We start from the raw sequence: 13,008 nt of genomic DNA, 5'->3' as shown, positions 1-13,008 counted from the left end.
GGAGCACCGACGAACATGCCGGCCAACCAGGCGAGCCCCGGGCATCTGCTGCGGCTGATCCGTGCCGGACAGGCCACCACCCGCGGCGAGTTGCAGCACGCGACGGGACTCTCCCGGTCCACCGTCGGCAACCGCCTCGACCAGTTGTTCGCGGCGGGCTGGCTGCGCGACGCGACGGGCACGTCGACCGGCGGACGGCCCTCCGCGCGCCTGGAGTTCGACTCCGGGCACGCCGTCGTCATCGCCGTCGACCTCGAGACCCGGCACAGCCGCGCCGCCGTCCTCGACCTGGCGGGACGCATCCTGGCCGAGCGCTCGGAGCCGCTGCTCATCGCCGACGGGCCCGACAAGGTCCTCGACACACTGGCGGGCTGGTTCCCCGGGCTCCTGCGGACGGCCGGTGTCGAGCCCGACCGGCTGTGCGGCATCGGCCTGTCCGTGCCGGGGCCCGTCGACTGGGCCACCGGCCAGGTCATACAGCCGCCGATCATGCCCGGCTGGGACCAGTACCCGATCCCGGAGCGTATGCAGCAGGCGTACGCGCGCCATGTGCCAAAGGCCGTCACCGCCCCCGTACCGGTGATCGTCGACAACGACGCCAACCTCATGGCGTACGCCGAACAACGTGTCCACTACCCCGACTGCTCGGCGTTCGTGCTGGTCAAGGTGTCGACGGGGATCGGCGCCGGGGTCGTCGTGGACGGGGAGCCGTACCGGGGCATCGACGGCGGCGCCGGCGACATCGGCCACATCCGGCTGCACGACCGGGCCGACGCCCTGTGCATGTGCGGCGCGTACGGCTGTCTGGCCGCCGTCGCCAGCGGGCGCGCCATCGCCGGGCAGCTCACGACGGCCGGCATCCCGACCACCTCGGGGTCCGACGTACGCGAACGGCTGGCGGACGGCCAGCCGGACGCGGTCCGGCTGGCGCGGCAGGCCGGGCAGCGGGTGGGGGAAGTCCTCGTGACGGTCGTGACGCTCCTCAATCCGGGGGTGCTGGTGCTCGCGGGGGACCTCGCGGGCACGCCGTTCCTCACGGGCGTACGGGAGTTGCTGTACCAACGCGCCATGCCGCGCACGACCGCGCATCTGAACGTCGTGACCTCCGGGCTCGGCGATCAGGCCGCGCTGACCGGCGCCGCGATGATGGTGGTCGAGCAGTTGTACGCCCCGGACCGGGCGGACGACAGGCTGGCCGCGATGAACGGGTAGGGGGCGTGGCCTTCCCACACGGGGGTGGGGAGGGCCACGACCCCTACCGCCCCACGCCGATCACCCGCCGATCACCCGCCGATCACCCGCTCATGGACCGCCCGTTCTCGACCGCGTTCTCGACCGTTGTGGAGCAGACCGTGCCGTACGACCCGCACCCCACGCCCGATCCCGGCCCGGTCCGGGTCGGGCTGGTGGGCGCCGGCCCCTGGGCCCGGACGATGCATGCCCGCATGCTCGCGGCCGGGCCCGAGACGGCGCTCGCCGCCGTATGGGCGCGCCGTCCCGAGGCCGCGCGGGAGACCGCCGAGCCGTACGGCGCCGTGGTCGCCGCGTCGTTCGAGGAACTGCTCGACCGCTGCGAGGCGGTGGCCTTCGCCGTACCACCGTCCGTACAGGCCGAGTTGGCCGTACGCGCGGCGCGGGCGGGGGTCCCGATGCTGCTGGAGAAGCCGCTCGGGCCCGATCTCGACGCGGCGCGCCGGGTGGCCGACGCGGTGTCCGAGTACGGGGTGGTCACCCAGCTCGTACTCACCAAGCGGTACCACCCGGCCACCAGGGAATTCCTGCGCCGGGCAGGGGAGTTCGAGGTCATCGGCGCGCGGTCGTGCTATCTGCACGGCGCGTTCCGCGCGGGTGAACTCGCCACGCCCTGGCGTCTGGAACAAGGTGCGTTGCTCGACCTCGGACCGCATCTGCTCGATCTGCTGGACATGGCGGTGGGCCCGATCGTCTCGGTGCGCGGCTCGGGCGATCCGCGCCGCTGGTCGGAGCTGACCTGTGAACACGCCGACGGCGCGGTCAGCCAGGCGTCGTTGTCCGGTTCGGTGGGTCTCGACCGGGCCCGTACACGCGTCGAGTTGTACGGCCCCAGCGGTGAACTGACCTACGACACGGCGGAGTTGGACCATGAGGAGTGCTGGCCGGTGCTGCGCCGTGAGTTCGCCGCCGCGGTGCGTTCGGGCGCCGCGGGCCCGCTCGACGCGGCGCGCGGTCTGCGTCTCCAGGAGCTGATCGCGATGGCGGCGGGCGGCGTCTGAGCCGGAACGGGTGTGGTCGCCGACCGGCGGTCGGTACCGAGGGCTCAGCCGACAAGCGCCTCGGTGATCTGGCGGGTGGTCTGCGCGGCGACCCGGGGATCGACGGCGGCATAGGACGTGTAGGCGTTCAGGCCCGTGGCCAGGGCCCAGCCACGGCCCCGGGTCCAGGTGGCGTCGTCGACGCCGAGCGTGGCGCGGAAGGCGGCCCGGCTCCCGGCGGACATCAGGGTGAAGGCGATGGTCAGGTCACAGGCCGGGTCGCCGATGCCGAGCCCGCCGAAGTCGATGACCGCGCTGAGGCGGCCGTCGACGGTGAGCAGGTTGCCGGTGTGGAAGTCGCCGTGGAACCACACCGGAGGGCGATCCCATTCGGGGGCGCTCAGCGCCGCGTCCCACAGCTCGGTCATGGCCGCGACGTCGAACGCGCCGTCGACCTCCGCGACAGCGGCCCGCGTGGCGCGGTCCCGGTCGGCCAGCGGCCGACCGGTAAGGTCCTCGCGCGCGTCCCCGACCGGGAACTCCTCGGGCACGAATGCCTGAAGGGCGTTGAGGAACCGCCCCAGTTGGACGGCGGTTCGCAACGAGTCGGCCAGGGCCTCGGCAGTCGCCACCTCGCCGTCCAGCCATCGGGACACGGCCCACGGCCACGGGTAGCCGAAGTCGGGCTCACCCACCGCCACGGGTACCGGGATGGCCAGTGGCAGGTGCGGGGCAAGCGCGGGAAGCCACTCGGACTCCTTCATGGCCTGCCTGATGGCCCCCGCGTGGCGGGGCAGCCGGACGGACAGGTCCTCGCCCAGCCGGTAGATCACATGGTCCGAACCGGCCGGGTCGAGCAGCTTGAGAGGCAGCTCGGCGTACTGCGGGAACTGCGTATCGACCAGACGCCTCGCCAGTGCGGCATCGATCGCGGGGCGGGGGTCCACGCTGCCTGTCGCCAAGACCAACTCCGGTGGTGGGCCCGCTCGGTGCGGCAGGCGGTCGGAGTCATCCCAGTGCCTCGTGGACTCGTCTGTCGATCGGTTTTCTCGGCCGGCGGCCTCGGCGACGACGGAACAGGACAGTCATCGTCCCCTTCAGACGCTGAAGCGTTCGACGAGCGACTTCATGGTGCCGAAGGCGGGCTTGGGAGGGTAGTTGTCGGTGGTGAGCCCGAATTGATGGAACAGTCCCGGTCGGGAGCTGTCGGCGTCGCGCAGCGCGACATGCGTGTAGCCGCTCAGATGGAGTTCCTTCGATCGGGCGGCGATCACCCGCACCACGGTCTCGATCACCTCAGCCTGGCGGTGCGGGTGGCGTTCGGGGCCGGAGCAGTCCCTCGACAGCGTGCGCGAGGCCGGACGCGTCGACGGGCCGGAAGACGTCGGGGAAGAAGTCCGGGCCCACGTAGTCCAGATCGGCGATGAAGTCCTCTCCTCCGAGGCTGGTCAGATCGGTGACGAAGGAGGTCGCCGGGCCGAAGAGAGGAGTGGTGTTGAATCCGACCCGCAGGTGCGTGTACCCGATTTCACGTGCGCGCGCTTTGACGACGCGAACCCCACGCACAAGCGCCTCCCGCACCGCCGGGTAGTAGCCGTCCAGCGTCGGGTTCGACGTGACGTCGGGCTCCTCCGTCACTTGCAACGTGCTCGTGAGCGCACCGTACTGTTCGACCGGCTCGCGCAGGAAGTCGCAGTAACCGTCGACGTCTGCGGCTGTGGACCGGTACTGCGCGACCAGGTCCAACCGGCGCCCCTGGACGGCGTATTGGTCGGCGGCGGTTGGCGTGGCGGTCGCGTGTGGCCCGCCGAGGCGGGTGGCGTCGTCGAAGCCCGTATAGGCGCGTACCAGGAACGGACGGCCCGGTCGGCCCTGGAGGCGGTCACTCGACACGAGGGCCGGGTCGTCCGGCGGGCCGCCGGCCAGGCCCCGTTGCAGACGGGGTACGCCGGCCGCCAGGGCCTCCGCGAGGCGTGATTCATCGGCGGCCGTGCGTTGCCGCAGGCGCTCGGCACGCTCGGCCAGGGCCTCCACCGCGCCGCTCGCCCCGAGGGCACCAAGATAGGTGACCGCGCCCAGGAACTGTGAGAACTCGCGCTCCGGGTGGCGGATCTGGGAGTCCAGCCGTCGTGCGAGTTCGTCGTGGCCCGCTTCCGTGGGGGCGTAGACGGTCCTCTCCGACCTGTTTCCCAGGCGCTGTCGGCCTTGCGAGGCGAGCCATCCCACTTCGGCCGGCGCGGCGGCGGTGTTGTAGAGCGTGCCCCGCGCGAACGGGACTCGCGCCGCAGGCTCGGCGGAGTGCGGACATCGGGCCGCGTACTTGAGAAGGGACCTCACGTGACCTCCCTTGACACACCTCCGCGACGCCGCCTACCTTCTCAATGAATCGATTCATTCATCGATCAGGGATCGAAGGAAGCCTCTTGATGACGTCCTCCCCCGAAGCCGCCCAGCACGCTCAGGCCGCCGAACTCCTCGCGCGTTCCCACCGTCTGGGCGCCGACCCGCGCAACACCAACTACGCGGGCGGCAACACCTCCGCCAAGGGGTCGGCCCCCGATCCGGTGAGCGGCGCCGACACCGAACTGATGTGGGTGAAGGGCTCCGGCGGGGACCTCGGCACGCTCACCGGGCCGGGCCTGGCCGTGCTCCGGCTCGACCGGCTGCGCGCGCTCGCCGAGGTGTATCCGGGGGTGGAGCGCGAGGATGAGATGGTCGCGGCCTTCGACTACTGCCTGCACGGCAAGGGCGGCGCCGCCCCCTCCATCGACACCGCGATGCACGGCCTGGTGGACGCCGCGCACGTCGATCATCTGCACCCCGACTCCGGTATCGCGCTCGCCTGCGCCGCCGACGGCGAGGCGCTGACGGCCGAGTGCTTCGGCGAGCGCGTGGTGTGGGTGCCCTGGCGCCGTCCCGGCTTCCAACTCGGCCTGGATATCGCCGCGGTGAAGGAGGCCAACCCGCGGGCGATCGGCTGTGTGCTCGGCGGCCACGGCATCACCGCGTGGGGTGACACGTCGCGGGAGTGCGAGGAGAACTCGCTGACCGTCATCCGCGAGGCCGAGCGGTTCCTCGCGAAGCGCGGCAGGCCGGAGCCGTTCGGTCCGGCCCTGGAGGGTTACGGCCCGCTGCCCGACGACGAGCGGCGGGCGCGCGCCGCCGCGCTGGCCCCGCTGCTGCGCGGGCTGGCCTCCACGGACCGGCCGCAGGTGGGCCACTTCACCGACAGCGAGCCCGTGCTCGACTTCCTGGCCCGCGCCGAACACCCCCGGCTGGCGGCGCTCGGCACCTCGTGCCCGGACCATTTCCTGCGTACGAAGGTCCGGCCGCTGGTCCTCGATCTGCCCGCTTCCGCGCCGCTCGACGAGGTGAAGGACCGTTTCGCGCGACTGCACGAGGAGTACCGCGCCGAGTACGCCGCCTACTACGACCGGCACGCCGACCCCGACTCTCCGGCGATGCGCGGCGCCGACCCGGCGATCGTGCTGGTGCCGGGCGTGGGCATGTTCTCGTACGGCAAGGACAAGCAGACGGCGCGGGTGGCCGGCGAGTTCTATCTCAACGCGATCAATGTGATGCGCGGCGCGGAGTCGGTCTCGTCGTACGCGCCGATAGACGAGTCGGAGAAGTTCCGTATCGAGTACTGGGCGCTGGAGGAGGCGAAGCTCCGCCGGATGCCCGCCCCGAAGCCGCTTGCCACCCGGGTCGCGCTGGTGACGGGGGCCGGTTCGGGCATCGGGAAGGCGATCGCGCACCGGCTGGCGGCGGAGGGCGCGTGTGTGGTCGTCGCCGACGTGAACGCCGCGAGCGCGGCGGAGGTCGCCGGTGAACTGGGCGGCACGGACCGGGCGTTGGCGGTCACCGTCGACGTGACGGACGAGGACGCGATCGCCGCCGCCTTCCGGGAGGCGGTGCTCGCCTTCGGCGGGGTGGATCTCGTCGTCAACAACGCGGGCATCTCGATCTCGAAGCCGCTGCTGGAGACGACCGCGCGGGACTGGGACCTCCAGCACGACATCATGGCGCGCGGCTCGTTCCTGGTGTCGCGGGAGGCGGCGCGGGTGATGACCGGGCAGGGGCTGGGCGGCGACATCGTCTACATCACGTCGAAGAACGCGGTGTTCGCCGGTCCCAACAACATCGCCTACTCGGCCACGAAGGCAGACCAGGCCCATCAAGTGCGTCTGCTGGCAGCCGAGTTGGGTGAGCACGGGATCCGGGTCAACGGCGTCAACCCGGACGGGGTGGTGCGTGGGTCGGGGATCTTCGCGGGCGGCTGGGGGGCGCGGCGGGCGGCGGTGTACGGGGTCGCGGAGGAGAAGCTGGGCGAGTTCTACGCGCAACGGACGCTGCTCAAGCGCGAGGTGCTGCCCGAGCATGTGGCGAACGCGGTGTTCGCCCTGACCGGCGGCGATCTCACCCACACGACCGGGCTGCACATTCCGGTCGACGCGGGCGTCGCAGCGGCGTTCCTGCGCTGAGGGATCAGGGGTCACACACCGTGTCACACACCGAACCCCCGACTCCGTCGACACCTTCGATGTCGGCGTCGGCGTTCGTCGCCGTCGACCTGGGTGCCACCAGCGGGCGGGTGATCGCGGGCCGGGTTGGCCGGGGCAGCCGGGGGACGCTCGATCTGACCGAGGTCCACCGCTTTCCGAACCGGCCGGTACGGCTGCCGGGAAGCCTGCGGTGGGATGTACTCGCCCTGTACCAGGGGGTACTCGACGGGCTGGGCCGCGCGGCCCGTACCTACGACGTCGCGTCGATCGGCATCGACAGTTGGGCGGTGGACTACGGGCTGCTCGACGCGGACGGGCAACTGCTCGGCAATCCGCACCACTACCGGGACACCCGCACCGAGGGTGTGGGCGAGCGGGTGTGGGAGACGGTTCCGGCGGCGGAGCTGTACCGGATCACCGGGTTGCAGCATCTGCCGTTCAACACGGTGTTCCAACTCGCGGCGGCCTGCGGCAGCGCACAACTGGCCTCCGCCAGGACGCTGTTGATGATTCCCGATCTGGTGACGCACTGGCTCACCGGCAGTGTCGGCGTGGAGGCCACCAACGCCTCCACGACGGGCCTGTTCGACGCCCGCGCGGGCGACTGGTCGTACGAGCTGATGGAGCGTCTGGGCATCGACCGGAGCCTGTTCCCGCCGATCCGCCGGCCGGGCGACGCGGCGGGGACCCTGCTGCCGTACGTGGCGGCCGAGACCGGGCTGCCGGAGTCCACCCCCGTCACGGCCGTGGCCTCGCACGACACGGCGTCGGCGGTGGCCGCCGTCCCCGCGACCGGGCCCGGCTTCGCGTATCTGTCCTGCGGTACGTGGTCGCTGGCCGGGCTGGAGCTGGCCGAGCCGGTGATCACGGAGGCGTCCAGGGCGGCGAACTTCACCAACGAGCTCGGGGTGGACGGCAGTTACCGCTTCCTGCGCAATGTCATGGGGCTGTGGCTGCTGTCGGAGAGCCTGCGCACCTGGGCGGACCGTGGGCTGCCCGCCGATCTGGGGCCGCTGATGGAACGGGCGGCGCGGTCGCGGCCGTTCGCGGCGCTGGTCGACCCGGACGACCCGGCGTTCCTCGCACCGGGCGACATGCCGGCCCGGATCGCCGCGTACTGCGCACGCACCGGCCAGCGACCGCCCACCGACCAGGCGGCGACGGTCCGCTGCATCCTGGAAAGCCTGGCCCTGGCGCACCGCGCCACGCTGCGTACGGCTGCCGAGCTGTCCGGCACGGACATCCGCGTGGTGCACCTGGTGGGCGGCGGCAGCCGTAACGAGCTGCTGTGCCAACTGACGTCGGACGCCACGGGGTTGCCGGTCGTGGCGGGCCCGGCGGAGGCCACGGCGCTGGGCAACATCCTCGTCCAGGCACGGGCGCGCGGCCTCGTGGGCGACCGCACCGCCACGCGCCGACTGATCGCGCGAACCCAGCGGTTGCGCCGGTACGAGCCGCGGGGCGACGGCCTTGCGTGGTCGTCGGCGGCGACGCGCGTCGGCCTCGACGGATAGCCGGGCCAGGGGCGGTTCAGTCCGTCGGCAATTTGAGGACAGGCGCGGGCCGAGCGCTGCGCAACCGGGGCGGCGTATGCCTCTGGACCACCGCCCTTGGTCCTGTCCGGCGGATCTTCGGGGGCCGGGACGCCTGGTACGGCACTTCTCCCCCGCAGCCCCGAGGGGGCACGGGAGGTACCCGCCGCGTTGTCGTCAGTCGGCCAAGTACGGCCGGGCCATCCACAACGCCGATCCTCCACCTTGCGACGCACCGCACCAACGCGACATCAGCCGCTCCGCGGCGGGCGCGGGCCCCGCCCTTCGGGCGGACGGCGCCACTTTCCGGACAAGGCCGAGCGATACGGTCGGCCCGGCAAGTGGCGCGGCGCGGGCGCCGGGCCCGTCCGAAGAGGCTGTCCGCCCTCGGACAGCACGACGCCGCCGCCGCGTCGACAAGCCCGGTGCGCCGCACAATGTCAGGCCACGCCCACGCCCCCCGCAAGGCCCCGGCCGTGGATCAGCGGGAGGAAGACCTCATCGACGATCTCGGTGAGGACCGTGTCCGGGACGGACGGGACCCCCCGCGTCAGGTACTCGTCGCGCAGCAGCGCCGTCGGCGTGGACGCGACGCGGGGGTGCGCTGCCTCGGGAGGGGCCTCGCCGCGTGCCACCGCCCGGTGGAGCACGGTCAGCCACGCCGCCTCGTACGGGCCGCCGCCGGCCGCCGGGTCGCGCAGTTCGGCGAGCAGTTCCGGGACGCCGCCGGCCGCCGCGATCAGTCCGCGCAGGATCTCCCCGTACGGCGACGACCAGGTGCTGTTCGCGCGTCGCAGCAGTTCCAGCGCGTCTTCCCGCAGTGAGCCGGTGTCCGGCACCGTGGTCTCCGCCGTCGCCGACCGGCGGTACACGGCGACGCCGAGCGCGACGCGGTTGGGCCAGCGGCGGTAGATCGCGTTCTTGTTCGTGCCCGCCCGCCGCGCCACCTCGTCCATGGTCAGGCCCGCGACGCCGGACTCCCGCAGCACGTCGGCCGCTGCCCGCAGGATCGCCTCCTCCAGCGCGGCCCCGCGTCGCCGCCGCCCCTCTACGGCCTCCGGCACTGGCCGGCCCCCTCTCGTCACGTATGCCGATATCTGCGGTACGGAGCGTACCCATGAGCAATAGGGTACGGTCAGTACCTTAAATTCTCCTGACGAGAGGACCGTCGTGCGCGTCTTCGGCATCAACTTCGACACCGGCTTCACCAGCGCCGGGACCACCACCCGTGAACCCTTCGACCCGTCCACCGTCCGCCGCGAGATGGAGATCATCCACGACGAGCTGCGCTGCGACGCCGTCCGAGTCACCGGCGGTGACCGCGATCGGCTGGAGACCGCCGCCCGGCTCGCGGCCGAGGCCGGACTGGAGGTCTGGTACTGCCCGTTCACCAACGGCCTCACCCAGGACGAACTCATCGACTTCCTCACCGACAGCGCGGGCCGCGCGGAGAAGCTGCGGCGCGGCGGCGCCGAGGTGGTCTTTCTCACCGGATCGGAGATCTCCCTCTTCATCGACGGATTCCTGCCCGGCGACACCATGGCCGAGAGGGCCGCCGTCCTCTCCGACCCGCAGCGGATGCGGGTCGCGCTTCCCGCCCTGCCCGCCCTGATCAACGCCCTTCTGGGCAGGGCGATCGCCGCCGTACGGGCGGAGTTCGGCGGCCGGATCGGGTACGCCTCGCTGCCGTTCGAGGGCGTCGACTGGACACCGTTCGACCTGGTCGCCACCGACGCCGGCTACCGCGACGCGCAGAACGCCGACCAACTGACCGATGGGTTGCGGGCGTTGACCGCGCACGGCAAGCCGGCGGCGGTCACCGAGTTCGGCTGCGCCCCCTACCTCGGCGGCGCCGATGCCGGGGGCCGGGGCGACACGGTCATCGAATGGGACGACCGGGCCCGGCCCGCGCGGTTCACCCGCCCCGTCGACCGCGACGAGCAGGAACAGGCCGCGTACGTGCGCGAACTCCTCGGGATCTTCGAGGACTCCGGCATCGACGCGGCGTTCGTCTACACCTTCGCCCGCTACGACCTGCCGCACGCCGACGCCGACGACGCCGACGACCGCGACTTCGACAAGGCGTCCCTCGGCGTGGTCAAGGTCCTCACCGACGGCCGCACGGGCACCGCGTATCCGGGCCTCCCGTGGGAGCCCAAGGCCGCCTTCCACGCGCTCGCGGAGTACGGCCGGGGCCGGAAACCAACGGCATGCCAGCCGCCCTAGTAACCGCCGATCGGCGCCGCCGCATGGCTGACAGGGACGGTGTGCGTGACCCACGACGTACCGGCGAGCAGATGGAGGAGAAAGGACGTCGGCTCGGGCAGGTAGTTGGGGACGCCTTCGCGCAGGGCGAGTCCGCTCTGAAGGTACGTGCTCGGGGCGAGGGCGAGCGTGCTGTTCGCGTACGCGACCGTGACCGGGCGGTGGACGTGGCCCGCGAGCACACGGGCCACATTCGTGTGGCGTACGAGCACGTCCGCGAGCGCGTCGCCGTCCGCCAGCCGCATCCCGTCCAGGAAGGGGATTCCGACCGGCACCGGCGGATGGTGCAGACACACGAACGCCGGGACGTCGGGCCTGCGGGCCAGAACCCCGTCGAGCCAGGCGAGTTGCGCCGCTCCGAGCCGCCCGCCGGCCTCGCCGGGGACCTTGGAGTCCAGGGCCACGAGAGTGAGGTCGGGCAACTCCGCGACGTAGTAAGCCTGTTGTGAGCCTCCCAAGAAGGCGGAACCGCCGAACGCGTCGAGCAGCGCGCCGGGTTTGTCGTGATTGCCCGTCACGAGGAACAGCGGGAGCGGGAAGCCCTCGATCACCTCGCGCAGTACCTCGTACTCCTGCGGCGCGCCCCGCTCCACCAGATCCCCGGTGATCACCACACAGTCCGGCCGGGGATCGAGGGCGAGTACGCGGCCGAGCGCCCGGCTCAACCCTTCAGCGGGTGCGCCGCCCAGCGGGCCGGTCGTGAGGTGCGGGTCACTGAGATGTGCGACGGCGACAGTCATACGTACACACTGCCGAGACCGCCGCCCTGAACGCCAGTCGTCCGAGGCTCCGTCTCGCACCACTGGCCTCCTCTGTCACCCGGCTCAGCGCTGCGGTACGGTGCCGGCCATGGGCCCGTACTCGAACCACCGCGCAGTGGAGCCGCGTCACAGCGGCCCTCGCGGTGAGTGCGCGCCTCGCGGCCTCAGCTTTCTGCTGCGCCGCGGCCGGGTGGGATCTCCGCCCCTGTGTCGCTGTCGCTGTCGCTGACCTCCGGTAGCGCCCGGTCCCGGCCCCGGCCCCGTACCGTCACGGACTCGACGGCTCCCTCGTCGGACCCGCCATCGGCGCTCCCCTCCCCTCCCCGCCCCCCTTCCCCACCGGTTCGTTCTCCCTAGGAGCCCTGTGACCACCTCCGCCATATCCGCGTCCGCCGTAGCCGGCACCTCCGCTCTCCGCGATCCCCACATCCCCGCCGACGGCCTGTACGAGGGGCATCGGGAGCTGCGCCGCGTTCCCGAGGGCTGGGAGGACCGGCCGTACGAACTCTTCGAGCTGATCCCGCAGTCCCGCACCATCGGCGCCGAGATCCGTGGTCTGGATCTGTCGGTCCTGCCGTCGCCCGCCGTGCGTGAAGAGATCAATCGAGCCCTGCTGGAGTGGAAGGTGCTCTTCTTCCGTGGGCAGCGGCTGTCCCCCGACGCGCAGCGTGCGTTCGCCCTCAACTGGGGGCAGTTGGAGACCAATCCGCTGCTGACGGCCGGGGACACGAGGGACGTGGTGCGCTTCGACCGTACGGCCGTACCGACCTTCGAGAACGTCTGGCACACAGACGTCACGTTCCGGGAGCGGCCCGCGATGGGAGCCGTCCTGCAACTGCGCGAGGTGCCCCCGGCCGGCGGCGACACCATGTGGGCCGACATGGCGGTGGCGTACGACAATCTGCCGCGCGAGGTGAAGGACCGGATCGACGGTGCCCGCGCCGTGCACGACTTCGTGCCGGGCTTCGCACGCTTCTCCCCCGCCGAACGGCTCGCCTCGTTCCAGGAGGTCTTCCCTCCCGTGGAGCACCCGGTGGTGCGCACGCATCCGGAGACGGGACGGCGGATGCTGTTCGTCAACGCGTCGTTCACCACCCGGATCGTGGGCCTCGAACAGACGGAGAGCGACCGGCTGCTGCGGCTGCTGTTCCAGCAGGCCCATGTGCCCGAGTACCAGGTCAGATTCCGCTGGCAGGCGGGCGACATCGCGTTCTGGGACAACCGCGCCACTCAGCACTACGCGGTCGCCGACTACGGCACGCACCGGCGGATCGCCGAGCGTGTCGCCATCGCGGGCGACCGTCCGTACTGATCCGGCGTCTGCCCCGCCCCGATGCCGCAGATCCGGGCCCGGTCCGCTACCCCTCGTCGGTGAGGCCCGCGATCCGCTCGCGGTAGGCGGCGATCTCGCGTTCGGTGAGGGCGAGACGGCCGGGGCCGGCCTGGTCGGCGGCCAGCGAGGTCGCCTGCTCCATCGCGCGGTAGAGCGGTCCCGGCAGATTCAGCAGGAGCTGGCCGTGCTCGGCGGTCTCGATCACCATCCATGAGTTCCGGTCGGCGGCACCCTCCCCGACGACGTTCGGCTCGATGGTGCTGGCGGCGACGACGGTCAGGACAGGGGGGATCGGGGTCTCTTCGCTCATGTCTCCCTCCCTATCAGGGTGGCTCCGGCGGTGCCCGGCGATCCCGGCGAGTCCGCCCCACTCAGCGGGTC

General features: G+C 72.0%; 10 protein-coding genes and 1 pseudogene. 6 read left to right on the top strand and 5 right to left on the bottom strand.

What is annotated here, in order from left to right:
• Positions 1–15: 15 nt before the first annotated feature.
• Both OG329_RS38485 and OG329_RS38480 read left to right on the top strand, forming a co-directional pair.
• Entirely contained in the window at positions 16–1,212 is a 1,197-nt protein-coding gene (locus tag OG329_RS38485) for an ROK family protein (RefSeq protein WP_405801462.1), read from the top strand.
• A 92-nt stretch (positions 1,213–1,304) separates the two neighbouring features.
• The gene (locus OG329_RS38480; protein ID WP_405801460.1) at positions 1,305–2,252 is read left to right on the top strand and encodes a Gfo/Idh/MocA family protein; all 948 of its coding nucleotides are present in this window, start codon (positions 1,305–1,307) and stop codon (positions 2,250–2,252) included.
• A 44-nt stretch (positions 2,253–2,296) separates the two neighbouring features.
• On the opposite strand, the gene OG329_RS38475 is transcribed toward OG329_RS38480, so the two are convergent.
• Together OG329_RS38475 and OG329_RS38470 are read right to left on the bottom strand one after the other, a co-directional pair.
• Positions 2,297–3,193: an aminoglycoside phosphotransferase family protein gene (locus OG329_RS38475; RefSeq protein ID WP_405801458.1), complete on the bottom strand. Its 897-nt coding sequence runs from the start codon at positions 3,191–3,193 to the stop codon at positions 2,297–2,299.
• A gap of 135 nt (positions 3,194–3,328) precedes the next feature.
• Positions 3,329–4,169, bottom strand: a pseudogene (locus OG329_RS38470) (hypothetical protein).
• Positions 4,170–4,657: 488 nt separating this feature from the next.
• Here OG329_RS38470 and OG329_RS38465 point away from each other — a divergent pair.
• Complete coding sequence (locus tag OG329_RS38465) at positions 4,658–6,715, top strand: bifunctional aldolase/short-chain dehydrogenase (RefSeq protein ID WP_405801456.1); 2,058 nt, start codon at positions 4,658–4,660, stop codon at positions 6,713–6,715.
• Between the two features lie 59 nt (positions 6,716–6,774).
• The gene (locus tag OG329_RS38460; protein WP_405801454.1) at positions 6,775–8,250 is read left to right on the top strand and encodes a rhamnulokinase family protein; all 1,476 of its coding nucleotides are present in this window, start codon (positions 6,775–6,777) and stop codon (positions 8,248–8,250) included.
• 458 nt (positions 8,251–8,708) lie between these two features.
• Here OG329_RS38460 and OG329_RS38455 read toward each other — a convergent pair whose 3' ends face one another.
• Positions 8,709–9,332: a TetR/AcrR family transcriptional regulator gene (locus tag OG329_RS38455; protein WP_405801452.1), complete on the bottom strand. Its 624-nt coding sequence runs from the start codon at positions 9,330–9,332 to the stop codon at positions 8,709–8,711.
• Between the two features lie 106 nt (positions 9,333–9,438).
• Here OG329_RS38455 and OG329_RS38450 point away from each other — a divergent pair, with 106 nt between their 5' ends.
• On the top strand, positions 9,439–10,494 hold the full coding sequence (locus OG329_RS38450; RefSeq protein ID WP_405801451.1) for a hypothetical protein: 1,056 nt from the start codon (positions 9,439–9,441) through the stop codon (positions 10,492–10,494).
• Here OG329_RS38450 and OG329_RS38445 read toward each other — a convergent pair.
• Positions 10,491–11,273 carry a phosphodiesterase gene (locus OG329_RS38445; RefSeq protein WP_405801449.1) on the bottom strand — a complete coding sequence of 261 codons (783 nt, stop codon included), beginning with the start codon at positions 11,271–11,273 and terminating at the stop codon, positions 10,491–10,493. The two genes, OG329_RS38450 and OG329_RS38445, sit on opposite strands and share 4 nt — an antisense overlap.
• A gap of 385 nt (positions 11,274–11,658) precedes the next feature.
• On the opposite strand from OG329_RS38445, the gene OG329_RS38440 reads away from it, so the two are divergent.
• A complete protein-coding gene (locus OG329_RS38440) occupies positions 11,659–12,606 on the top strand; it encodes a TauD/TfdA dioxygenase family protein (RefSeq protein WP_405801447.1) in 948 nt (315 codons plus the stop codon).
• Positions 12,607–12,652: 46 nt separating this feature from the next.
• Here the strand turns inward: OG329_RS38440 and OG329_RS38435 are convergent, their stop codons facing one another.
• Positions 12,653–12,937: a hypothetical protein gene (locus OG329_RS38435; RefSeq protein WP_356584909.1), complete on the bottom strand. Its 285-nt coding sequence runs from the start codon at positions 12,935–12,937 to the stop codon at positions 12,653–12,655.
• Positions 12,938–13,008: the final 71 nt, after the last annotated feature.

Origin of the sequence: Streptomyces sp. NBC_01506 (assembly GCF_045040295.1) — a bacterium.
Taxonomy (GTDB): Bacteria; Actinomycetota; Actinomycetes; order Streptomycetales; family Streptomycetaceae; genus Streptomyces.
Note: the sequence above shows the minus strand (reverse complement) of the source record. Positions and strands in the feature narration are given on the sequence as shown.